21 protein-coding genes are annotated in these 22865 nt (G+C 39.8%); 6 read left to right on the forward strand and 15 right to left on the reverse strand.

Annotation, left to right across the window (positions count from 1 at the left end):
* The first annotated feature begins 12 nt into the window (after positions 1-12).
* Positions 13-1671: a 2-isopropylmalate synthase gene (leuA, locus tag MLC35_RS10025; RefSeq protein ID WP_434580375.1), complete on the forward strand. Its 1659-nt coding sequence runs from the start codon at positions 13-15 to the stop codon at positions 1669-1671.
* Here the strand turns inward: leuA and MLC35_RS10030 are convergent.
* Genes MLC35_RS10030 through alaS form a run of 7 tightly spaced genes read right to left on the reverse strand, consistent with a single transcriptional unit; the run spans position 1668 to position 10132 of the window.
* Positions 1668-3665, reverse strand: coding sequence for a penicillin-binding protein 1A (locus MLC35_RS10030; protein ID WP_434636834.1), 1998 nt, complete (start codon positions 3663-3665; stop codon positions 1668-1670). The genes leuA and MLC35_RS10030 overlap by 4 nt on opposite strands.
* Positions 3662-4351 carry an ATP-binding cassette domain-containing protein gene (locus tag MLC35_RS10035; protein ID WP_418640705.1) on the reverse strand — a complete coding sequence of 230 codons (690 nt, stop codon included), beginning with the start codon at positions 4349-4351 and terminating at the stop codon, positions 3662-3664. The genes MLC35_RS10030 and MLC35_RS10035 overlap by 4 nt, the downstream gene beginning before the upstream one ends.
* Positions 4348-5445, reverse strand: coding sequence for an aminotransferase class I/II-fold pyridoxal phosphate-dependent enzyme (locus MLC35_RS10040; protein ID WP_151899511.1), 1098 nt, complete (start codon positions 5443-5445; stop codon positions 4348-4350). Before MLC35_RS10040 ends, MLC35_RS10035 begins: the two co-directional genes overlap by 4 nt.
* Positions 5442-6458: a GGDEF domain-containing protein gene (locus MLC35_RS10045; protein WP_346389648.1), complete on the reverse strand. Its 1017-nt coding sequence runs from the start codon at positions 6456-6458 to the stop codon at positions 5442-5444. Before MLC35_RS10045 ends, MLC35_RS10040 begins: the two co-directional genes overlap by 4 nt.
* Complete coding sequence (gene maf / locus MLC35_RS10050; RefSeq protein ID WP_151899509.1) at positions 6458-7015, reverse strand: septum formation inhibitor Maf; 558 nt, start codon at positions 7013-7015, stop codon at positions 6458-6460. The genes MLC35_RS10045 and maf overlap by 1 nt, the downstream gene beginning before the upstream one ends.
* Positions 7005-7541: a hypothetical protein gene (locus tag MLC35_RS10055; protein WP_418640709.1), complete on the reverse strand. Its 537-nt coding sequence runs from the start codon at positions 7539-7541 to the stop codon at positions 7005-7007. The genes maf and MLC35_RS10055 overlap by 11 nt, the downstream gene beginning before the upstream one ends.
* A complete protein-coding gene (alaS, locus tag MLC35_RS10060; protein WP_434636839.1) occupies positions 7541-10132 on the reverse strand; it encodes an alanine--tRNA ligase in 2592 nt (863 codons plus the stop codon). The genes MLC35_RS10055 and alaS overlap by 1 nt, the downstream gene beginning before the upstream one ends.
* Positions 10133-10293: 161 nt before the next feature.
* On the opposite strand from alaS, the gene MLC35_RS10065 reads away from it, so the two are divergent.
* Positions 10294-11103 (forward strand): hypothetical protein, encoded by an 810-nt coding sequence (locus MLC35_RS10065; RefSeq protein ID WP_434636842.1) that lies wholly within the window; start codon positions 10294-10296, stop codon positions 11101-11103.
* Between the two features lie 76 nt (positions 11104-11179).
* Here MLC35_RS10065 and MLC35_RS10070 read toward each other — a convergent pair whose 3' ends face one another.
* Positions 11180-12892 (reverse strand): oleate hydratase, encoded by a 1713-nt coding sequence (locus MLC35_RS10070; RefSeq protein WP_434636844.1) that lies wholly within the window; start codon positions 12890-12892, stop codon positions 11180-11182.
* Positions 12893-13227: 335 nt separating this feature from the next.
* Between MLC35_RS10070 and MLC35_RS10075 the strand changes: the two genes are divergently transcribed.
* Positions 13228-14178, forward strand: a complete 951-nt coding sequence (locus MLC35_RS10075) for an MBL fold metallo-hydrolase (RefSeq protein ID WP_434636846.1) — start codon at positions 13228-13230, stop codon at positions 14176-14178.
* A 15-nt stretch (positions 14179-14193) separates the two neighbouring features.
* Here the strand turns inward: MLC35_RS10075 and MLC35_RS10080 are convergent, their stop codons facing one another.
* Positions 14194-14553, reverse strand: coding sequence for an ArsR/SmtB family transcription factor (locus tag MLC35_RS10080; protein ID WP_151899504.1), 360 nt, complete (start codon positions 14551-14553; stop codon positions 14194-14196).
* Between the two features lie 109 nt (positions 14554-14662).
* Between MLC35_RS10080 and MLC35_RS10085 the strand changes: the two genes are divergently transcribed.
* Both MLC35_RS10085 and MLC35_RS10090 read left to right on the forward strand, forming a co-directional pair.
* Positions 14663-15133, forward strand: coding sequence for a rhodanese-like domain-containing protein (locus MLC35_RS10085; RefSeq protein ID WP_434636848.1), 471 nt, complete (start codon positions 14663-14665; stop codon positions 15131-15133).
* 51 nt (positions 15134-15184) lie between these two features.
* Positions 15185-15652: a DsrE family protein gene (locus MLC35_RS10090; RefSeq protein ID WP_151899502.1), complete on the forward strand. Its 468-nt coding sequence runs from the start codon at positions 15185-15187 to the stop codon at positions 15650-15652.
* Between the two features lie 159 nt (positions 15653-15811).
* On the opposite strand, the gene MLC35_RS10095 is transcribed toward MLC35_RS10090, so the two are convergent.
* Together MLC35_RS10095 and MLC35_RS10100 are read right to left on the reverse strand one after the other, a co-directional pair.
* Positions 15812-16282 carry a DUF523 domain-containing protein gene (locus MLC35_RS10095; RefSeq protein WP_434636851.1) on the reverse strand — a complete coding sequence of 157 codons (471 nt, stop codon included), beginning with the start codon at positions 16280-16282 and terminating at the stop codon, positions 15812-15814.
* A 166-nt stretch (positions 16283-16448) separates the two neighbouring features.
* Positions 16449-17867 (reverse strand): aldehyde dehydrogenase family protein, encoded by a 1419-nt coding sequence (locus tag MLC35_RS10100; RefSeq protein WP_434636853.1) that lies wholly within the window; start codon positions 17865-17867, stop codon positions 16449-16451.
* Between the two features lie 73 nt (positions 17868-17940).
* Here MLC35_RS10100 and MLC35_RS10105 point away from each other — a divergent pair, with 73 nt between their 5' ends.
* Positions 17941-18339, forward strand: coding sequence for a thioredoxin family protein (locus tag MLC35_RS10105; RefSeq protein WP_346389658.1), 399 nt, complete (start codon positions 17941-17943; stop codon positions 18337-18339).
* Here the strand turns inward: MLC35_RS10105 and MLC35_RS10110 are convergent.
* The 4 genes from MLC35_RS10110 to MLC35_RS10125 form a co-directional block, all read right to left on the reverse strand.
* Complete coding sequence (locus MLC35_RS10110; RefSeq protein ID WP_151899497.1) at positions 18336-19424, reverse strand: HD domain-containing phosphohydrolase; 1089 nt, start codon at positions 19422-19424, stop codon at positions 18336-18338. The two genes, MLC35_RS10105 and MLC35_RS10110, sit on opposite strands and share 4 nt — an antisense overlap.
* 51 nt (positions 19425-19475) lie before the next feature.
* Positions 19476-19805: a YraN family protein gene (locus MLC35_RS10115; RefSeq protein WP_151899496.1), complete on the reverse strand. Its 330-nt coding sequence runs from the start codon at positions 19803-19805 to the stop codon at positions 19476-19478.
* 126 nt (positions 19806-19931) lie between these two features.
* Positions 19932-22007, reverse strand: a complete 2076-nt coding sequence (locus tag MLC35_RS10120) for a molybdopterin oxidoreductase family protein (RefSeq protein WP_434636856.1) — start codon at positions 22005-22007, stop codon at positions 19932-19934.
* Positions 22008-22126: 119 nt separating this feature from the next.
* Positions 22127-22858, reverse strand: a complete 732-nt coding sequence (locus MLC35_RS10125) for an SDR family NAD(P)-dependent oxidoreductase (RefSeq protein WP_434636858.1) — start codon at positions 22856-22858, stop codon at positions 22127-22129.
* Between the last annotated feature and the right edge of the window lie 7 nt (positions 22859-22865).

The raw sequence follows: 22865 nt of genomic DNA on the forward strand, positions 1-22865 counted from the left end.
CAAGGATTCTTTATGAAGAATATTCCTAAAGGCAAATACAAGCCTTATCCGAAAATAGACTTGCCAGACAGAAAATGGCCGGACAACAGTATAACCAAAGCACCGATATGGTGCAGTGTCGATTTGCGCGATGGCAACCAGGCACTTATCAATCCTATGGATATGAAGAAAAAACTTGAATTATTTGCACTCTTACTTAAACTCGGTTTCAAAGAAATAGAGGTGGGATTCCCCTCTGCTTCCAAAATAGAATTTGATTTTTTGCGCAAACTCGTCAATGACAATCTCATTCCGGATGATGTGACCATTCAGGTACTTGTGCAGGCAAGAGAACATTTGATTGCCAAAACATTTGAAGCCTTGGAAGGCGTAAAAAAAGCAACGGTACATTTGTATAATTCAACCTCGGTTGCCCAGAGAAAAATAGTGTTTTCAAAAACACAGGATGAAATTATTGACCTTGCCCTGGAGGGTGTTGATTTGGTCAAAAAATATGAAGCAAATCATAACGGAGAAATATTCTTAGAGTATTCTCCAGAGAGTTTTACGGGAACGGAGTTGGATTTTGCGGCACGGATTTCCAATGCCGTAACGGCTCGCTGGGGAATAAACGAAAACAGAAAGGTGATTATAAACCTTCCTGCAACAGTAGAGATGGCGACGCCTAATATTTATGCAGACCAGATAGAATGGATGGGCAGACACCTGGATAATCGTGAAAATGTCATCATCTCGACGCACACGCATAATGACAGAGGCACTTCCATCGCTGCAACAGAGTTGGCACTTTTGGCAGGGGCAGACAGAGTCGAGGGAACACTTTTGAGCAACGGAGAGCGGACAGGCAATGTAGACATCATCACCCTTGCCTTAAATATGACCTCCCAGGGCATAGATACGGGGCTTGATTTTTCGGATATCAACGAAGTGGTGCGAGTTGTCGAAACATGTACAGAACTGCCGACACACCCGAGACACCCCTATGTCGGAGAACTTGTTTATACGGCATTTTCCGGTTCCCATCAGGATGCCATTAACAAAGGGCTTGCCTATCAGCAGGCAAAAGAGGACCCTTTTTGGGAAGTGCCTTATCTGCCGATAGATCCGGCTGATGTGGGACGGACGTATGAAAGTATCATCCGTATTAACTCACAATCGGGAAAAGGCGGAGTGGCTTATATACTCGAACACAATTACGGCTACCATTTGCCAAAAGCCATGCATCCTGAAATCGGTCGTGCCGTGCAGGCATTAAGTGATGAAAAAGGACGAGAACTGGAACCCGAAGAGATATTGGAAGTTTTTAAAAATACCTATTTCAATATTGAAGAGCATATCTCTTTTGTAGACTTTACACTCTCCTCAGATAACGGGAAGGCTACATGTACCTTAACGTACAAATACAATGGAGATGTCATTACATCTGAGGGCGAAGGCAACGGACCGATTGATGCCTGCAAGAATGCACTGATGCAAAAGTACAAAAATGATTTTACTGTTAAGTCATACTCGGAACACTCGTGTGGTGACAAAAGCAGTGCACAGGCAGTAGCATACATAGAAATTCAGACAAAAGAGGTACTCTCACGTTTTGGTGTCGGAATAGACAACGACATCACTGTAGCCTCAATCAAAGCCATGTTTTGTGCTTTAAACAGAACCTTTGGCTAAAAAAGAAGTTCAGATTCTGTTTCATCACTGTAATCACTTCTTGGCGGCTTTGAGATATCACTGAAATACTCTTTTTTTCCATTGATTTTCACTTCAATAATTCCCTCAGGCACATCAAATTTTCGCTTTATCTGAGGGTAGAGTTTCAAAAGATTTCTGAAATAATAAGCAAAGGCGGGACCCGAAACCCGTCCTCCTGTCTCTTTGTGATACATCGGTGTATTGTCATCATTGCCGAACCAGACAACCGTCTCAACTGTAGGAGAATAGCCGGCAAACCAGGCATCTATATTATTATTTGTTGTTCCTGTCTTTCCTGCAATTTCTATGCCTCGCACTCTTGCTCTTCGTCCTGTTCCTCTTGTGACAACATCACGCAGTATCGTCGTCATTATAAAAGCCTGAGTCGGAGCCGTTATATAATAAGAAATATCCTCTTTTTTATAAACAGTACTGCCGCCTTGGTCAATACTTGTAATCAAGTGAGGTTTTACCTGAATCCCGTAGTTTGAAAATGACGTATAATACTGTGCAAGTTCAAGCGGTGACATTGACATGGTTCCAAGAGCGATAGAGAGGTCATTTGGCAGATTTTTAATATGAAATTTCTTAAGTTCCCGCAGCAACTGTGACAGGCCTATGTCATTTACAAGATTGATAGTCGCTAAATTTCTTGAATGAATAAGTGCTTCTCTGAGAGTAATGAGACCTTTATAGTTTTTTTCATAGTTTTTAGGCTGCCATTTCATCTCCTCACCATTTTTTTCATAGGCATATGTCTGGGCAATATCAACAAGTTTTGTAGCACCCGAATATCCCAAATCAATAGCTACCTGATATATAAAAGGTTTAAAAGCGGAACCGGGCTGGCGCCTGCCCTGAGTAGCACGATTATAAGAGCTTTTTTTATAATCTACACTCCCAAGCAGTGCCAAAATATCCCCTGTTTTGGAATCAAGAGAAACCAAAGCACCGTTAAGCTGTGACACATTGACATCCTGGACTTTAAAGGTTTCGTCTTCTGTTTCCTGTGCCTCTTTTTCTTTGTATTTTTCAATTCTCTCTAAAGCTTTGTCATACGCATACTGCAGTGATTTTCTTCCAATATCCTGCAGTTTCAAATCAATCGTTGTATATATTTCATATCCGCCTGTTTTTAAGTCATCAATTCCCATATTTCTGAATCTTCTTGCAACTTCATCCACAACAAAAGGGGCTCTGTTTTGTGTCAGTGTATCATTATATACTACCGGATTTTCAGCCAATGCCTTTTTGTATGTTGCGTCGTCTATCCAGCCAAGTGTATACATTCTTGTGATGACACGATTGGCTCTGCCCATGGAAATATCATAGTTTTTTGTAGGCGCATAGGTACTTGGCGCCTTTGGCAGACCTACAAGTATTGCTATCTCTTTAAGTGTCAAATCAGAGAGCTTCTTGTGAAAATACCCGTCTGCAGCTGTTTTGATGCCATAATATCCGTGCCCAAAATAGATCTCATTTAAATACCGTTCCAGAATCTGCTCTTTTGTCAGTGCATTTTCAAGTTTAAAAGAGTATATCAACTCTTTTATTTTTCGTGAAAGTTTTTTCTCCCGGGTCAATAATTTGTTTTTTACCAACTGCTGCGTAATCGTACTGGCGCCCTCAACCATCTTTCCTGCTTTGATATCTTTGATAACTGCCCGAAAAATTGCATCAAAATTAACGCCGGAATGTTCAAAAAAGGTTGTATCTTCAATGGCAACAAGTGCTTCAATCACCCTTGGAGGAATCTCATTGAAAGAGGCATAATATCTATGCTGTTTATCAAAAATATTTGCTATTTTTTCTCCGTTTTTGTCATATATTCTGCTTGTCTGTTTTGGTTTGTAGTCTACTAAGGAGGATATATCATAATCATAGCTTACCAGGTAATAGCCAAGAATTATAAAGGGTGAGAAAAACCCTAAAATCAGTACGGTTACAAATGTTCTTTTTAGTAGTTTTTTCATGTTCTGAATTTCCTGTTGGCAAAACTGGCCTCTATTAATATTTTTGTATACTCTTGTTGCGGATTCTCTGTTATTTCACGCATTTTTCCGCTTTCAACTATTCTTCCGTTTTTTATAATAGCAACATCTTCGCACAGTGCCTTGGCAGAAGCTATGTCATGTGTCACAAAAAGCATTTGAAACTGCTCTTTTTTTTGCAACTTTTTTAAAAGCTGAAGTATCACCTCTTTTGTCTGGGGATCAAGTGCGGTTGTCGGTTCATCAAGTAAAAGTAACCTCGGTTTTGATTCTAACGCAATTGCAATGACAACACGCTGAAGTTGTCCGCCTGAGAGTTCGGGGGCGAAGCGTTCGAGCAAATCGTAATGCAGACCGACTTCATCAAAAAGTTCCCTGACTCTTTTTGGCTCACTGAAAAACTGTTTTTTGATTTTTGTCAGTGGAGAGAGTGCTGTAAAAGGATTCTGCGGCACAAAAGAGAGGGTTTTTCCTGCTATGAGTTCAAAATCAAAATTATCTGCAAGCTCTACTCTCATCTCTTTGGGCAGCATCCCCAGAAGCGCCTTGATTGTCAGGCTTTTTCCGCTGCCGCTTTGCCCTATTAATGCCAATGAAGAGGAAATGTCAAAGGAGATGTCCACCAAGGCTTTATTGTTGTAGATAATTTTGAGTTTGGACATTTTCATGACTCTATTCCTGCCAACTCTTTGCAAACCAGTCTGAGCGTATCACTCTTTTCACCGAGTCTTGCAATCAGACGAATTATTGCAGAAGCAACCGTAGGCTGGCGTATCGCCCCCACACTGTAACCGGATTTCAACAGCCTGTTTTTAATATCTATGACCTGTCTATTGTCTCCTATACAAACAGGCACAATCAAACCCTTTACATGTAAGCCTAACTCTTGGGAGACTATTGTTTGGCGAAGCATTATCTCTTTTTTCAGTGTTTCACTATTTTGCAAAATATATTTGAGTCCGTTATGCGCCAACAGTGTATCATACAAAGAGAGAGCAGTCGCATACACAATCGGTTTTGCACGATTTAAAAGATAGTGTGATATATGTTCTGATGAGAGTATAAAAGCACCGAAACTGCCATAGGCTTTTCCGAGCGTTCCCATTTTAATATGGTTTTGCTTTACGGCAATACCGTAATAATCAAAAACACCCATCAGTTTGTCTCCGACTACTCCGCTGCTGTGCGCTTCATCAACTATCAAAATCGCTTCCTCTTCATCACATATATCAAAAACCTCTTTTGCGCACAAATCACCGTCCATTGAGTAAATACCCTCAACTGCAACGATCTTTCGTTTGGCAGTTGAATGTTTTAGCAAGCTTTGCAACTCCTGCATATCATTATGTTTGAAAAAAACTACATCTATATTATGTAACTGGGAAGCCAAAACACCTGAGGCATGATACAGTTCATCCATAAAAAGCGTATCACCACGACGGACAAGCGATTCAATCAAGGCAATATTTGCATTAAATCCGCTTCCAAGCACTATTGCTGCCTCAAAGCCGTTTGCTTCACATAAAGCCTCTTCAAAATCCTTGTGTATCTGATGATAGCCGTTTATCAGCATAGATGCCTTGGGATTGTTGAGCGGATACTCTGCTAATTCTTTACATGTAAGCGTATGAAGTTCTTTGTTGTGCGAAAGTCCCAAATAGTCATTTGAGGCAAAATCATGCAGAGTGTTGTCAACAATTTCACGTGTCCGATAACGCCCTGCTCTTTGAAGAGCTTTGAGCTCTTTAGCATAAAAATTCATCCAAGAACTACCTTGTTTCTCCCTGTTTCTTTTGCTTTGTAAAGAGCCAAATCAACTCTTTTATACAGAGAAATATCATCGTCGCCTTTTTCATACTCTGCAACACCAAAGCTCATGGTAATAGGCAGAACAGCTTTGTATTTTTCAACACTTTCTCTTATCTTTTGTGCCAGGGCATACGCTTTGTCTTTCGTAGTATTTGGCAGGATCACTATAAACTCTTCTCCGCCGATTCTGCAAAAAATATCGGTATCACGCAGCATAGAAGCAATATACTTTGTATATTCTACCAGTACTTTATCGCCTGTATCGTGCCCGTAGTTGTCATTGACTTTTTTAAAAAAATCTATGTCAAAAATAATCAGCGAAAACGGATGGTGATAGCGCTGTGTCAGCAAAATCTGTTCATCCAGTTTTTTATGAAAAAAACGCCGGTTGCCGATCTTTGTCAGTGAATCTTTTACAGCCAGAATCTCCAGCTCTTTTTTATAGTTTTCCTGTTCGGTTATATCGGACAGTATAATTCCGTACAGATTGTCTTTTTTGTCAAGAACCGAAGCAGAAATAGCAAAATAGTACTCTTTGTCGTAAATCCTGACTTTGGTTTTGTGATATACCTCAGAATTTTTGACAATATATTCTATCCAACCCAGACCATTGTTTACAGCGCCGATATATCCTTCTTCTTCTTCAAAAAATTCACATATACAATGGTGTTTTTGTGAGAACTCTTCTATATTTTTATAGCCTTTGAAATATTTAAAAAAAGTTTTATTTGCAGAAACAAGCTTTTTTTCATTACTGACAATGACAATATTTGTAGAGTTGTCAATGATACTTTTATAATAGTGTTTTTGCTTGGCATAGCGATAAAACAGAATACTGATACCCATAAACAAAAGTGTGACAAGAATAACATTCCAAACCAGACTTAATTGCAATGTGACAAAAAGTACGAAGAGATATGCCAGCAGTATATTAATAAAAAAACTGTATCTTTTATAAAAATACATCAGTTTTGCTCCATAAAAGTTTCCAGCACTTCGACACAAAGTCCCATTGCCGTACTCTCATAGCCTCTGACTTCTTTGATGTAGGGCTTGCAAAACCCTTCTACCATACAGGCACCAGCCTTGCCTCGCCACTCTCCGCTCTCTAAGTAACGTTCCAAATCTTGTGTATTAAATGGTTCAAACAGATAGTCTGTCTTTGAAATATCTATTATCTTTTGCTGTTTTGCATGATATATCATACATGTAATGATACTCGTAATATTTCCGCTCTGCGTCATTAAAATATTACGGGCATCATCTTTGCAGCGTGCCTTTCTTAAAATATGTCCCTGGCTTGTAACAACAGTATCGGCTACCAACAGCGGATACTCTTCATAGCCAAATACTCTGAGATTTGCTTCATACTTGCCCAAAGTTGCCTGATAAACAAAGTTTTTCGGGCTGTTTGCGACAATACTCTCTTCATCAAAATCAACACTCTCTTGAATAAAATCAATGCCTGCTTTTTTTAAAAGCATGGCGCGTGTCTGAGATGATGAGCAGAGTCTAATAGGCATTTCGCAGAGTCACTCCCAGATAAATTGCAATAATTCCAAGTGTGATATTGATGGGAACCATATATTTTCCAATAAGCTCTAACGCTTTTTTTGCACCTGCTGTATCACCTTTTTGTAAAAGTTTCTGTGCTTTGTTGCGTCTGAAAATCATAGCCGCAAGATTAGCCGCCATAATCATCCAGATCACCTCTTTTACATGCACAAGATTATATATATGCATCGCATACTCATCTATCACATTGCCGCCTGCATCAACGGCAGCCGCACGAAAACCAAGTCCGACAGCCATGATAACTGCTGTAATGATAAGTATAACAACAAAAGGCAAAACAATCATAAAGAGCCTGTTGAGTGCCTGTGAAATTCGTTCGAGTCTGTGCAGAGGTGATTCAATTTGTATAAATGAAGGATGCGCTGCAAATTTCATGGCAATCATCCCTCCGACCCAAACAACGGCAGAGATTACATGTAAAAAGACAATCTGTGTTCTGTAATCTGCAAAAAGTTCAATCATAAAATCTTTCATCAATCCAATACCTCTGTAATAAATTTCAGTGCTGCTTCTTTTGCCTCAGGCAGTTTTGAAGCATCTTTTCCTCCGGCTTGGGCAAAGTCAGGACGACCGCCACCGCCTCCGCCAAGGAGCGGTGCTATTTTTTTGATCCAATCACCCGCTTTTGCCTCGCACCCTTTGACACCTGCGGCTATAAGCACTTTATCGCCTTTGACCTGGAAAAGCATTGCACAGAGTTTGTCATTTTGATTTTTCAGCTCATCTATCTTTTCTTTGATATCCCCGTTAGGCAGTTCATCCACAACTACTGACACACCGTTTATCTCATCTGCTTTAATTTCAACTTTTGCAGCTTCGTGTGCCTCTTTGAGTTCATCTTTCAAAGCAGCTATATTTGATTTGAGCCTGCTGATTCCTGCAAGCAGATCAAGATTTTTCACTTCACTCTGCGCCTCTTTTACAAGTGCTCTTTGCTCACAAAAGTATTTATACGCCGCATTGCCGCACACAGCTTCAATACGTCGCACACCGGCACTCACACCGCTCTCTTTGGTAATGATAAATGAACCGATATTTGCCGTATTGTTTACATGTATTCCGCCACAAAACTCAACAGAAGCGTCTGCAAATTTGACAACACGCACCTCGTCTCCATACTTCTCGCCAAACTGGCTCTTCGCACCTGATTTTTTTGCCTCTTCTATAGGCAGTACCTCAGTTTGGGCAGGAATTGCACGCATTATTTCAACATTTACACGTTCTTCTATTACATGTAATTCCTCTTCACTGAGCGCTTTTGGATGAGAAAAATCAAATCGCAGACGATTTGCCTCAACCAAAGAACCCGCCTGTGAAATATGTTCTCCAAGCACATCAAAAAGTACCGCATGCAACAGGTGTGTTGCCGAGTGATGTTTTGTTATCTCATTTCTGGAAATATCCACTTTTGCATCTACATGCTGTCCGACTTTGAGAGAGGCATGCAACTCTATCTTCGAAAGATTCAAACCAAAGAATTTTTTCGTATCAACTACCTGTGCAATGCCTTCAAGTTCTCCAATATCACCACACTGTCCGCCACTCTCAGCATAAAAAGGTGTAATATCTAAAAATACCCATCCTTTTTCTCCGGCTTGCAGTTCTTCCACACGCACATACTTTTCATCTAAAAGTGCCAGCACTTTGCTTGCATGATGCATAGTTTCATATCCGACAAATCTGTTTTCACCAAACTCCTCAAGCAGTGTTTTAAAGTCACCGCTGATGGCATCATCCCCACTCCCTTTCCAGGCAGCTTTGGCACGTCTTCTCTGCTCATTCATCAGGCTCTCAAATGTTGCCGTATCCAGTGAGAGGTTTTTTTCTTTGAGCATATCTTCTGTCAAGTCAAGCGGAAAGCCGTAGGTATCATAGAGTTTAAAAGCCACTTCACCCGAAAACACATACCCCAGGGCACCTTCTCTGTCTTCGGCATTCGCCTTGTCTTTGGTATTTTGCAGTTCCATGTTAAAAAGTGCTATGCCTGATTCTATTGTCTTGAAAAATCGTGCCTCTTCAAGCTCTATCTGTTCTTTGACAACCTCTGCTTTGGTCTGAAGATACTCATACTCCCCACCCATAATATCAACCAAAGTATCGACAAGTTTATACATAAACGGTTCGCGAAAACCTAAAAGATACCCGTGACGCACAGCACGGCGCAGGATTCTTCGAAGCACGTACCCGCGTCCCTCATTAGAAAAATTTACACCCTGAGAGAGTAAAAACACTGCGGTTCTGATATGATCTGCTATAACACGGTACGATGCACCTGTAGCGTATACATACTCTTTGCCTGTCAAATCTTCGACTTTTCGGATAATCGGCATAAACAAAGAGGATCCATAATTGGAAATGGCACCCTCTTTAATGGCTACAACACGCTCCAGCCCCATTCCTGTATCTATGGATGGATGTGCAAGAGGAATTCTCTCTCCGCCTTTTTCTTTGACTTCATACTGCATAAAAACAAGGTTCCAGATTTCCAAAAATCTGTCGCCTTCACCGCCCATATAATCCTCGGGACCGCTAAAATGTTCTGCTCCCTGATCATAAAAGATTTCAGAACACGGTCCGCACGGTCCCGTATCACCCATAGACCAGAAGTTGTCTTTGTCTCCAAGACGCATAATCCGCTCAGGCGCAATATGTTTTTTCCAGATTTCTTCAGCCTCATCATCACTTTCATGCACTGTTACCCAGAGTTTGTCTTTGTCCAGATGCAATATCTCAGTGATAAACTCCCAGGCATAGGCAATTGCCTCTTCCTTGAAGTAGTCTCCGAAACTGAAATTTCCCAGCATTTCAAAGAAAGTATGATGACGCGCTGTATGTCCGACATTTTCCAGGTCATTGTGTTTTCCACCCGCACGGATACAAGTCTGGCAGGATGTGGCACGAGGATTTTTCGGACGAGGAACCTCCCCTGTAAAAATCGACTTAAAAGGCACCATGCCTGCGTTGTTAAAAAGCAGAGTCGCATCTTCAGGCACCAAAGGCGCTGAGGGAACTCTTGTATGTTGTTTTGATTCAAAAAATTTTAAATACTCTTCTCTAATATCCATGGTTGTTTCTCTTTTATAAAATTACGCGATTATATCCAAAAGGAGCTAAATTTTTTGAATTTATTCTCTTTTTTCTACAAATTAAACAAATTTTTTAAAATTAATGTGCCTCTTAACTATAATAAATTATAATATTTTTCAATTTAATTCACGGAGAGAAAATGAAAAAAACAGTAGTAACAGGCTTGGTAACAATGATAATAGGAGCAAATCTTTTTGCTGAAAAAGTAAGCACATATGAATATGCGGCATTTCAAAATGCAAATGATGTCAAAACGGCACTTACAAAAAACGGTTTACAGGTTGTTGGCGAATATGATGCTATGCAGGACCCAAATTATCATGTCATAGCCTATACATGTCCTACATTGACAAAAGATGCTTCTAAAAAAGACAGGGCATTTGCCGGTGTGCAAAAAGTGCTCGTAAACACTAAAGACAATGAACTCGTGCTTACAAATCCACAATATTTTTTACATGCTTTTATGCAGGATGATTTTCAAAAAGCACATGCAAAAAAAGTAAACACCAAGCTTGCAAATGCTTTTGGCACACTCAAAAATTCAGAAGATGCTCTTGATGATGACGATATTGCAGGGTATCACTTTATGATGGCTATGCCGTATTATGAAGATATGATAGAAGTTGCAAAAGGAGAAAAACTCAAAGAGAAACTGGAAAAAAATGCAGCAAAAAACATTGTTTTTACATTAGAAACCGGGAGTGCAACGCTTTATGGTATAGCAATGCCGACTAAGAAAGGTGAAAAATACTATGTTCCTGAAATAAAAGGAGAAAAACACAGTGCATTTTTACCTTATATGGTAATGGTTGAAGGAGACACAGCAAAAATCCTACACCCGAAATACTATCTTGCTATTGCCTATCCAAACCTCAGCATGGGTGAGTTTATGTCAATCTCAGGCACACCTGGAGATATTGAAGAATACTTTAGCTCTCTTTTTCAGTAATAAGCTCTTTTGCGTGACAATTGATACTTTTGATTTCTCATCAGGTATCTCTTGTCCGGAGCCTTTACGGGGTGCCTTAAAGCAACTTTTCAAAAATGGTATTTTTTAATTTCTTTTTGACAACACTCTCAATCAAACGCATTATCAAGCCTTCATGCTCACTTTTCATCGTTTTGACAGCACTTGCCAACACACGAATATCATACTGGCCCGGATATATCTCCGGTACATTTTTATTGAGTTTCAATAGTGTATACACAGCGGTAATTGCAGAACGGACAGAGTATTCAACAGTAAAGACGCAATCATCTTTAATCTCACAGAACTGCCCCAAAAAAGCCAGATTCACACTCCCTTTTGGTACAACTTCCGGTCTGTCGCCTTGAAGCCTTGGCATAAACTGGCTTGTTATATAAGGCATCATCACAGGAATCACGATGCACTCCTCAACATATTCCTGCATATCCTTGTCATCTATTCCAAAATGGTATAACAGTTCCTTTAACAATTCTTCTCCGGAACATTCGCTCATCTTCTTGTCGATAAAGTCGCCTTTGTTGTCCGGATAGAGTGCATATGCCCAGGCAACCGTATACTCAAATGGCTGGTTTTTATACTGCGGCTGCCTGTTTACCGTAACACTCATAAGCCAGTTCGAATCTTTAATGGTAATAATTCCGCCCGTTGCTGTTTTATGCGGCAAAAATTTTCTCTCGGCAAAACTCTCCAAAAGTTTGCGCATTTTTGGTCCCCTGGCAGTTATCGTAAATGATTCCCATTTTGTTTTGTCTATATCACTGCAAAAAACTTCCGGTTTGCCGAAAGACGCATCTTTTTGTGCCAGCTTTTTCCACAATGCCCAGCAGGTACCCTCTTTTCTATTTAAAACAGGAGCCCTCTTCATATCTCCAAAAGAAGAGTTTTCCACCATTGAGCCATTAGTAAAAAATATCAAATCATTTTCACATGTCTCAATAACTTCTTCTTTGGAGTTTTGCAGCAGATGAATGGCGGTTATCGTCTTTTTCTCTTCCTGAATATCTACTTCCAGATCACTTACTCTGGTGTTAAAAACAAAATTGACACCTTTGTCCTCTAAAAGTTTTTTCAGCGGAAGGGTCAAAGAATCGTATTGGTTATACTTGGTAAACACCAGGCCCCTCATCGTACTCATTCCCGGCAAAAGATGCATAAAACGGTGCATATAGCGCTTCATCTCGGCAACACTGTGCCACGGCTCAAAAGCAAACATGCTTCTCCAGTACAGCCACATGTCTGTCTCAAAATAGGATGCCTCAAAATACTCTTCAACACTCATAGTTCCCAAATCCTCTTCCTTTTTCAAAAGCAGTTTTGTCAACTCTTTTATGTGTTTCTCTTCCAGTCCCAAACCTGTTGAACGCTGTTTTTCTCCCCTGTTGTATATTACGCGTACCTTTGAAAAATTCGGATCAATGTCATTGAGTTCTTTAAACTCATCAAGAACAGTTCTTCCCTCCTCCTCCAGAGACGGGACCCCGGCATACAAATCCCACAAACACTCATAATGCTCTTCCATCTCCCGTCCTCCGCGCGCTACAAAGCCCGTTTGAGGATTACCTGCGCCATCAAGCGCACCACCGGCCACACTGCTCTCTTCAAATATCGTTATTTGATGACCCTGCATATATCCGTCACGCATTAAATACTCGGCAGCAGCCAAAGAAGCTATACCCGAACCAATCAAAAAAGCTCGTTTGTTTTCAATACCTGCGGGTTTGTGCGGATGGACTCTTTGATAATTATTCATGATTGGGTATCCTTTGTATAAAATTTCACTATTTTCATTATAGGGCACTTCTAAAAACCCTGATATATCTCAACATTATAGCGAAGGTACTAATGCAAGGCAAAAACTACGCAGGAGCTACGAGTAGCTTCAAGTGGTTTTAACGAAGCAGTAGTGCTTTTGCTAAAATGCCCTGCGGGAACCAAAAAGAGAAGCAATCTTGCACAAAATTTTCTATCACCGTAGCTACGGCTATGGTTCAAGAAAAGTTTTGCACAATCTCACTCCTCTTTTTGGCTTTGAGGGATATCAGGGTTTTTAGAAGTGCCCTATATTACAAATATAAGGAATACGCATTGAAACTTACTTTTTTAGGAACAAGTGCCGGCAAGCCGACAAAAGAGAGAAATGTTACAGCCCTTGCACTCGAATTTGACCAAGACAATAAATGGTATCTTTTTGACTGCGGGGAAGCTACGCAGCATCAGATACTCAGAACCTCTCTTTGCATTGGAAAACTCTCTACAGTCTTCATCACCCATCTCCACGGCGACCATTGCTACGGACTTCCCGGACTGCTCTCTTCAAAAAAACTCGATAAAGCCTTTTCTCCTCTGACGATCTATGGACCAAAAGGAATCAAACATTTCATTGAATGTGTTACAGACACTTCCCAAGAGCATCTGGGATATACGCTCAAAATAGTTGAGACAGAAGCAAACAGGAGAATAAACTTTGACAAATTCGTCCTCCGTGTTCTCCCGCTTGTACACTCTGTGGAAAGTTTTGCCTATTTTATACAAGAGCATGACACAACAGACAAACTTGATGAGCAAAAGCTGCGCCTGGCGGGACTCGAGCCTTCGCCTCTTTATGGAGAGCTTAAACGCGGAAACAGCATTATGCACAAAGGAAAAGAGTTTCTCTCAAAGGACTATATGCTGTCTCCCCTGCCGGGAAGAAGTCTCATAGTAGCCGGAGACAACAGTGAACCTGATATTTTAGGCGCTTATCTGGAGAATCTTGATCTGCTGGTGCATGAAAGTACCTACACACAGAAAGTATACGATGCATTAAAGACAAAATTTCTTCATACTACAGCAAAAAAACTGGGTGAAGCGGCACAGAAACATCACATAAAAAATCTTATAGCTACCCACATCAGTCCAAGATATTCACGGGGAAGTTCCTGCGATGCAGAAATGATTTGCAGGGAGATAAAGTTTGCCTATAAAGGGGAATGTTTTGTTGCCGCTGATTTTGATGTTTTTTATCTTGACAGGGAGAAAAAACTTAAAAAGTTGTAATTTTACACGCTTTGCTTATGTGAAAAAAAGTTCCCGATTGGCTTCAAAGTTTTCAACCAAAGTATTGAAACAGCCCCCTAACTCCCGAATTGTTTCCATATTCGGTTCTATATAGATTTTATTTGATTTTTTTTCCATTGTGATGATACCGGCTTCTCGAAGTTCTTTTAAATGTTTTGAGATCGTTGGCAGCGAAAAATCAAAATGCTCGGCAATGGTGCTTACACAGGTTGCATGGGGACTGACCTTGACCTTCGGATCTTTTTTATCAAGAGAACATGTATATCCGCCCGTAAAAACATTTTTAAAAATTAAAAAACGTGTTTCATTCCCAAGCGCCTTGAATATCTTGATTTTTTGTTGCATATCCAGCATTGTTGTCCTTGACATTTTAATTATAAAATTATACCATACTCTCATCTATTTAGTTAAATGCCTAATTAAGCATTTAACTATTAGGTTATTTCAAAACAAAGGAATAACAATGAAAAAATTGTTATTGATCATTGCATTGTTGAGTACCAACCTGCTCATGGCAGATATTGCAAATAAAATGGTGCTTATCAAAGAAGCCAGAAAAAGTGTGGGAGAGATGCCTGCAAAACAGCTTAAAGCTTTGCTTGATGAGGGTGAAGACGTAATTGTTCTGGATGTAAGAGAGAGTGAACAGCGATCCGAGGGAAGTATTCCCTATGATGAGTTCAACAAAGAAAATTTTGTAGCCATTACCCGTGGAAATTTAGAATGGGAAGTAGCCAAAAAGATCAAAGATCCTGATATACAGATTGTTACATACTGTCGAAGCGGAGGCAGAGGGGCATTGGCAGCCGAAGTGTTGAAAAAAATGGGTTACAAAAATGTAACCACGCTCAAAGGCGGGCTCAAAGGCTGGGTAAAAGCAGGATACCCTGTAAAAACAGGTCTGGGTGAAGTTGTACTAAAAAAAGAAAAGTGATTTTACATAAATTTTACTTATCTGGGATAAGATATTTCAAAGGAACTTATAATGAAAAAAGTGATACTGATTTTAACCTTGCTTCTTAGTCTGGTTCAGGCCGAAGATGAAAATGCAAAGGCAGTGTATGATTTGACAACAAAAAATTTGGCAAAATTTGAAAGAAATATACTCAAAGGAATTGTTTTCAACAAAACACTCTATGCAAACCAGCTCAAAGAGCTTGATGTAGCCGTTGTTATCCATGGAGGAGCCTACAGATTTTTTGTAAAAAATCTGGACACTACCATCTTTAAAAATGATCAAAAACTTCAAAAAGCCTACAAAGAGCTCAAGCAGCGTATCGCCACAATGGCTGACACCTACGATGTGGAATTTCTAATGTGTGGAGCGGCAATGGACCGCAACAGGCTTACAAAAGATGACATTGTTCCTTTTGTAAAAATTATTCCAAACTCTACCATAGGACTTATCAACAAACAAAATGACGGTTTTGCCTATATTCCTGTAGGAGATTAACAGAGAATATGTGTCACTCTTTGTAACCAAAATGGAATAAAAAAATACTACAATTTTCAAACCCACTGAAAATGGAGAAAAACAAAATGCATGAGAGAGAGTTTACGATAGATGCGAACAATCCCGAGTTAGAGTTTTTTTATGATCTGGATGATGCTTTTAAAGTCTATCTGACTCGTTTGGATTATGTTTCATAAAATTTAATTCATCTTCGATTTTGATATTTTTGTAATATTTGCTCATAAGCTCTGCAGCGATTCCGTTGCCGAGTTTCACAGTCTCTTTTTTCTCATTCAAAACAGGAGTCGTACCATATCCGCAGCTTGGTGACTTGGATTTGAGGATGATACGCTCAACATTTGGATACAGTTTCATAAAAGTGTTTATTTCGTCTTCCAAAAGCTGTGTAACATCTTTGTTTGTCTCATCTGTCACGATTCTCTTTTTTCCGTGTATTTCCAAAACATTGATACGTTCTCTCGGCGTTCCAAAAAGCGGTGCTTCAGGGCAGAAAGGAATGATTTCATACTCCTTTAAAGCCTCTTCTACCACATCTGTCTTTTTTGTTTTACCGTCATAACGGCAACACTCACCGAGTAAACAGGCAGAAACGATTACTTTTTTTTTCATACAGCCCTCTCTTGTAAAAAAACAAAGCCCGCACTGCAAAAAAAAATTTAGTTTTTTCTAAGTTACGCTTTAGCGTTAAAAGTGCGGGTTCCCAAAAGCTCTTTCATCGGAATCGGTACTTTAGTGCCGACTCTTAGGGTACAAAAGTCTAAATTTCACTTGTCATTTAACAAATGACAATAGACTTCAACTCCGTCATCTCTTCTATGGCAAAACGCGGACCTTCGCGTCCTACTCCGCTGAGTTTCACCCCGCCGTAGGGCTGTATGTCAAAACGAAGTGTCGGCATATCATTTATAACTATTCCGCCCGCATCAAGCTCCTCTATTGCACGGTTTGCAATGCTTAAATCGTTCGTAAAAACCGAAAACTGCAAACCGTAAGGCGAGTCATTCATTCTTAGGGCAGCATCATCAAAATCCATCACTTTTACCAGCGAAACTATCGGTGCAAAGACCTCTTCGCAGACAATTGCCATATCATCCCTTACATTTGCCATGACACAGGGATAAAATGTTCTGCCTTCCAAACGCGGAACCAGTAAAGGAATTGCACCCTCTTTTATAGCGGCATCAACCCAACCCATAGCACGCTGGCATGATTCATCATCTATGAGCGGTCCCATAAATGTCTCCTCATCATAAGGGCTGCCGACTTTGAGTTTTTTTGTAGCGGCTGCCATAAGTTCTGCAAATTCATCATATATATCTTCTTGCACATAAATACGCTGCAGCGATATACACACCTGTCCCGAATTGACAAAAGCACCCATGGCGCATTTCGTTGCAGCATAGGCCAGATCAGCCGATTTTTCTATGAATGTCGCGGCATTGCCTCCGAGTTCAAGTCCTATTTTTTTGATACCGGCATTCTTTGTAATAATATTGCCGACAGGAACACTGCCTGTAAAACTGATAACACGGGGAATATCGCTTGTAATTAGTGCATTACCAACTTCTGCATCACCGTAAACAACACTTAATGCATCAGGTACGGCATAATCACTCTCTATAAAAAGCTTTGCAAACTTGTATGCGGTCAGAGGTGCTTCGGGTGTCGGTTTAAGCACTACGGCATTACCTGCGACAAGTGCCGGTCCGAGTTTATGTGCCACGAGATTTAAAGGAAAATTAAAAGGCGTAATTGCCACAACAACACCGGCAGGTTCGCGTCGAAAAAAGCTAAGCGTTTTTTTTCCGCTGGGCATGGCATCAGTGTTGATCGTTTCACCGTGCATTGTCCGCATTGTCTCTGCTGAAAGCGTTATGGTTTCAATACAACGTTCAACTTCTATACGTGAAAAAGAGATAGGCTTCCCTACTTCATCCGTAATGGTTTTTGCCAAATCTTCTTTGTTTTCTTGAAGTTTTTTGGCAACATCAAGCAGCCATGCGCAACGCTGTGCCAAAGTACTTTTTTTGGCAAATACAGCGGCATCTTTGGCAATCTGCAATGCTTTTTTTGCATCCTCTTCACTGCATACAGGAGCAGTTGATACCACTTCCCCGCTGTAAGGCGATTTTCTTTGGCTTACTTCTGCTTTTTCTGCTTCTTTAGAACCGAAAAATATTTTTGCTTCTTTCATCATTTTTCCTAAGATATCATTTTATATTAAGAAAATTATATCATTTTAATTGTAATCCTAATACAATTTGATTATGAAAACATTTATAACTATCCTATTTTTAGCATCTTCTCTTTTTGGATTTGAAACAGACAAATGGCTGCATGATTACAATACGGCAGTAAATCAAGCACAAAAAGCGCACAAAAACATTTACCTCTTTGTCGGAGCGGACAGATGCCATTTTTGCAAAAGATTTAAAGAAGTAACACTCTCTCAAAAAAAAATCATACAGAGGCTTCGTCAAGACTATATCCTTGTATATCTCTCACGTGACCGGCACTTCATTCCAAAAAAATTCCAAAGATTCGGCGTTCCAAGACACTATTTTCTTAATTCACAGGGAAAAATTTTATTTGAAAGTTTCGGAGTGCTTGAGCCCGCAGGCTTTTTTACCCTTTTAGACGAAGCCGATCTAAATACAAATAACTAAGAGCAGGCAACATCACAATATCGGTCTCTTATTTTCTTAAAGTCCGCAATATTATTTAAAAATATATCAACAAGCAGAGGGTCAAAGTGTCTTCCTTTTTCTTCTTGAAACATTGCAACAATATCTTCATCCTTCCAGGCTTTTTTGTACACTCTCTCGCTTCCAAGCGCATCAAATACATCTGCTACAGCGGTAATTCTTGCATATATGCTTATCTCTTCTCCTGCCAAACCTCTGGGATATCCAGAGCCGTCATATTTTTCATGATGCTCATACGCAATCGTAGCTGCAATCTGTAAAAGTTCTTTGTCGCTGTGCCTAAGCATATCATACCCCAGAGTAGTGTGTGTCTTCATAATTTCAGTCTCCTGGGCTGTATGTCTTGCGGGTTTGTTGAGTATGGCATCGGGTATGCCTACTTTTCCTATGTCATGCATTGGACTTGCTTCTTTTAACATCTGCGCATGAAATTTATCCATACCACTGTACTCCGCCAACAAGCGGGAATACTCTGCAACCCGCCTTACATGATTTCCTGTCTCTTTGGAACGGCTCTCGCCAATTGTGCCCATTGTAAATATGATCTCTTTTTGTGTTTCGCGTATATCTTTGTTGAGTGCTACAATATCTTTGATTCTGCGGTGTACCTCTTCTTTGAGATACTCATTCATATTTTCCATATTTTTCTGCAGCTCCTGCAAAGCTTTTTTGTCTGTAATGTTTTCTCTCAATGCATGGTAGCCGACAACTTCTCCGCTCTCATTGGTATATGGTCCGATATGCGCATACACCCAATAAAAACTGCCGTCTTTGGCCCTGTTTTTTATCTCGCCATACCATTCTTTTCCGGCTTTTAGAGTAGCCCACAAATCTGCAAACAGCTCTTTTGGCATATCTTTATGTCTTAAAATATTATGGTTTTTTCCTAAAAGTTCTTCTTTTGAATATTTGCTTATTCTGCAAAATGCCTCACTGGCATATACAATTTTTCCCTGCAAATCAGTTGCAGAAAAAATGACATCTCTGTCAAATGTTTTGAGCAAATAGTCTTTATTCATTGTATCATTCAAAAAATTATTTTTCATAAAAAAACCTGTAAAACAAATATCACTTTCTACAGTTTAGCAAAAATTAAATTAAATTGTAATATTTTCCAATATTTCTATGTTTTTCGGGGTGACTATCAGTGCATCAAACATATACTCAGGATCCAGAGTATTTTTTTTCATATAGACCTGTGCGGTTTTTATAAGACGGGAGAGTTTTGCCGGTGTTATGTTTTGAATGGCTAGTTCATAATTTTCACCGCTTTTTACTTCTATGAAATGCAGGATATTATCTTTGAAGGCAATAATGTCCAATTCGCCAAAACGGGAATAAAAATTCTTTTCTAAAATAGTATACCCATGTTCTTGCAGGAATAGAGCAGCCTTTTCTTCTGCTATATTTCCTTTTGCTCTGCTCATGGGTTTATGTCCTTTCTTGGCAATTTTCAAAACAACTCTCAGCCCAGACTGAAGTCTGGGTTCCTCGATATCTTGAGATGCTTATATTTATTCGGAACCCAGGTTTTAACCTGGGCTGGTGTTTGCTTAGCAGTTTATTATTTCAACTTGTATAGACTTAAATGCCGCTGTCATAATCAGCTCATCACTCTTGTCTCCAAATATATTGTTCAGTTTTGAATCTGCATGATGAAATGTTGTATAAAGCGTTTTTGGACGGACTTTGTTGGTAAACTTTACACGAAGAGGATTTGTCTGACCAAACTCTGTTTTTAGAATCACCTTTTCGCTCACAAAGTCTGCCGCATCCTCTTCATGTACCAACAAGAGATCCTCTGTATAGCGTTTCATCAGTTTTTCGGTATATTTTGTTTGTGCAGAGTTGTTGTAATGTGCCATAGCACGGCCTGTTGTAAGATGGTATCCTTTGAGATTTTTGTTTAAAATCTCTTCTACCATCCCTGAGAGTTTGTATCCGTGGTATCTAAAAGCACCAATGCCGTCACGTGTTCTGAAATCTTCGCGATGCAGTACAGGAGTGCCCTCTCCCTCTTCGGTTATCGGCCAGGAAATGCCTTTTTTTTCATTTTCTCTGAGCACTTTGTAAGAAGCGCCTTTAAATCTGTTTGTCGCTGTTTTTCTGACATCTTCCCATATTGCTTCGGACGAGTCAAAACCAAAACCGCCGCCCATCTTTTCATCAAGCAGTTTGATCACTTCCCAGTCATCAGGTAAATCACACTCTACCAAAGGTCTTGAAAGATGTACTTTTCTCATGGCATTGATATAAACACCTGTTTTTTCGTAGGCTGATTTTACACCTACCACTATATCGGCACGTTCGGCAATATCTGTCATAAAAAGCTCTTGCACAAATATCAGTTCCAAATTTTCAAAGGCTTTCGTAATCTTGTTAAGATTCGGATGAATGTGTGTCAGATCCTCACCAATGTTGAGAACACCTTTTATACTTCCGTCAAGCATTCCGTCAACCAATTGGGGTGTCATTAGTCCTACCTCTTTTGGAGCTGTATAATCAGGCGCATAATACGGAAGCATTCCCATGTCACAGACACCCTGTACATTGGTCTGTCCACGAAGCGGCATAACACCGGCTCCGTCTTTACCGATATTTCCGGTCATAAGTGCCAAATGCACTATGGCCATAACAGCATAGGAACCGTCCACATGTTCGGTAATCCCGAGACCCCAGAGAATCAAAGACTTTTTGGCCGCATACTCACGGGCAATTTCAGGAAGCATATCCGCAAGATACTCATACCCTTCTACATCTCTGAAAAACTCCGGATTTGCATACGGGTCGGCTAATATGTTTTCCTTGAAATGTTCCCAGTTCTTTGTTCTGTTTTTGATAAAATCTTTACAGTAAAGCTCTTCTTTGATGATAGTGTAGGCTATCATATTTAAAACAAGCAGATTTGATTCATGAGGTGTTACCGCTTTATACTTTGAAAACTTGTGCAGTTTTATCTCACGAACATCAAAACATGCAATAGGCGTGCCCTTTTGTGCCGCTTTTATCATACGGTTTCCGACAATAGGATGGGCTTCTGTAGTATTTGAGCCCATTACGATCATAAATTCTGTTTTGTATATATCATCAAAAGGATTCGAGGCAGCCCCTTCGCCTATAGTAAGACGCATGCCTTTTAGTGATGGGGAATGGCAGACTCTCGCACAGTTGTCCACATGTGGAGAGTTCAGTGTATAACGCGTAAATTTCTGAAAATAGTAGGCACTCTCACAAGAGCTTCTTGCCCCGCCAAGCGAACAGACAGATTTGTCGCCATATTTTGCCTGAATATCTTTGAGCTTCATTGCACCGGCTGTTGTTGCACTCTCCAAATTTGTTTCATACCATTTTTCATCCAGAGAATGAAGCGAATCAGCTATAACAGCTTTGATATGAGGATTCTTTTCCAAAAAGCTTTTTCGGATACGGGGATTTTTAATACGCTCTTTTGCATCAACAAAGTCAAAACCGTATGTTCCTTTGATACAAAGCTTTCCCTCTGATGTAGCACCGTCGGGATGTGCGAATATCTTCTTGATTTTGTTCTCTTTGACATCAACATGTGCGGCAATGTCACAGCCTACGCCACAGTATGCGCACACACTGTCTATTGTCTCTATATTTTCCATTTTCCACCCTTAACTATTACCATATTTTCAATAAGATTTTTTAAGGATGTTTTGTGAAGCTCAGACCGAAGGGAGGATTTGTCTTCATAAAATATTCTTAAAAAATCTGCAATATGCAACTATGAAAGATAGTTTACAATTCTTTGACTTAAAGCTGATGGAAGTAAATTCATAAAACGAATGATTAAATAAAATCTAAGAGGAAAGGCATAAAACTTTTTTCTTTTTTCTATTGCCTTTTTCATACGTTTGACTCCCTCTGCAGTATCCAGCAAAAACGGCATCTTAAATTCATTTTTGTCAGTCATTTCACTTTTGACAAATCCCGGCAAAAGTATGCTTACATGTAAACCGTCTTTTGCATACTTGTAAAATATACCCTCAGCATAGGCATTTAAAGCACGTTTGGACGAAGCATACACTTTTGCACTCGGCATAGTAAAAAGTGATGAAAGCGATGAAACAAATACAATATGACCGCTTTTTTGTGCCTGCAGTTGCGGTAAAAGCACTTCTAAAATCGCATGATTTGCCAGCACATTGACATTGTAAAGATTTTGAAAATCATGTATCGTTGGAATAGTTTGCGTATGTCCAAGCGATATTCCTGCATTTAACAGAAGCAAATCAACTGCTCCGACTGACTTGATTTTTTCTTGCAGTTGCGAAAAATCAGTTACATCCACAACAAGCAAAGTAATACTTTTACATTTTGGAGCGAGTTCTTTTTGCAGGCTTTGCAGTTTTTGCTCTCTGCGTGCCAACAAAATAAGTTCAGTATCTTTGTTCGCATATTGACGTGCAAATTCCGCACCAAGACCGGAGCTTGCCCCTGTAATCAGGATTTTCATCTTAAAA

The sequence above is a fragment of the Sulfurimonas sp. NW7 genome, assembly GCF_051132265.1.
Taxonomy (GTDB): domain Bacteria; phylum Campylobacterota; class Campylobacteria; order Campylobacterales; family Sulfurimonadaceae; genus Sulfurimonas; species Sulfurimonas hydrogeniphila.

Bases quoted from the DNA above. Each gene is read 5' to 3' on its own strand.
- leuA (WP_434580375.1), top strand. From the start codon at position 13: ATGAAGAATATTCCTAAAGGCAAATACAAGCCTTATCCGAAAATAGAC.
- MLC35_RS10030 (WP_434636834.1), bottom strand. From the start codon at position 3,665: ATGAAAAAACTACTAAAAAGAACATTTGTAACCGTACTGATTTTAGGG.
- MLC35_RS10035 (WP_418640705.1), bottom strand. From the start codon at position 4,351: ATGAAAATGTCCAAACTCAAAATTATCTACAACAATAAAGCCTTGGTG.
- MLC35_RS10040 (WP_151899511.1), bottom strand. From the start codon at position 5,445: ATGAATTTTTATGCTAAAGAGCTCAAAGCTCTTCAAAGAGCAGGGCGT.
- MLC35_RS10045 (WP_346389648.1), bottom strand. From the start codon at position 6,458: ATGTATTTTTATAAAAGATACAGTTTTTTTATTAATATACTGCTGGCA.
- maf (WP_151899509.1), bottom strand. From the start codon at position 7,015: ATGCCTATTAGACTCTGCTCATCATCTCAGACACGCGCCATGCTTTTA.
- MLC35_RS10055 (WP_418640709.1), bottom strand. From the start codon at position 7,541: ATGAAAGATTTTATGATTGAACTTTTTGCAGATTACAGAACACAGATT.
- alaS (WP_434636839.1), bottom strand. From the start codon at position 10,132: ATGGATATTAGAGAAGAGTATTTAAAATTTTTTGAATCAAAACAACAT.
- MLC35_RS10065 (WP_434636842.1), top strand. From the start codon at position 10,294: ATGAAAAAAACAGTAGTAACAGGCTTGGTAACAATGATAATAGGAGCA.
- MLC35_RS10070 (WP_434636844.1), bottom strand. From the start codon at position 12,892: ATGAATAATTATCAAAGAGTCCATCCGCACAAACCCGCAGGTATTGAA.
- MLC35_RS10080 (WP_151899504.1), bottom strand. From the start codon at position 14,553: ATGCTGGATATGCAACAAAAAATCAAGATATTCAAGGCGCTTGGGAAT.
- MLC35_RS10085 (WP_434636848.1), top strand. From the start codon at position 14,663: ATGAAAAAATTGTTATTGATCATTGCATTGTTGAGTACCAACCTGCTC.
- MLC35_RS10090 (WP_151899502.1), top strand. From the start codon at position 15,185: ATGAAAAAAGTGATACTGATTTTAACCTTGCTTCTTAGTCTGGTTCAG.
- MLC35_RS10095 (WP_434636851.1), bottom strand. From the start codon at position 16,282: ATGAAAAAAAAAGTAATCGTTTCTGCCTGTTTACTCGGTGAGTGTTGC.
- MLC35_RS10100 (WP_434636853.1), bottom strand. From the start codon at position 17,867: ATGAAAGAAGCAAAAATATTTTTCGGTTCTAAAGAAGCAGAAAAAGCA.
- MLC35_RS10105 (WP_346389658.1), top strand. From the start codon at position 17,941: ATGAAAACATTTATAACTATCCTATTTTTAGCATCTTCTCTTTTTGGA.
- MLC35_RS10110 (WP_151899497.1), bottom strand. From the start codon at position 19,424: ATGAAAAATAATTTTTTGAATGATACAATGAATAAAGACTATTTGCTC.
- MLC35_RS10115 (WP_151899496.1), bottom strand. From the start codon at position 19,805: ATGAGCAGAGCAAAAGGAAATATAGCAGAAGAAAAGGCTGCTCTATTC.
- MLC35_RS10120 (WP_434636856.1), bottom strand. From the start codon at position 22,007: ATGGAAAATATAGAGACAATAGACAGTGTGTGCGCATACTGTGGCGTA.
- MLC35_RS10125 (WP_434636858.1), bottom strand. From the start codon at position 22,858: ATGAAAATCCTGATTACAGGGGCAAGCTCCGGTCTTGGTGCGGAATTT.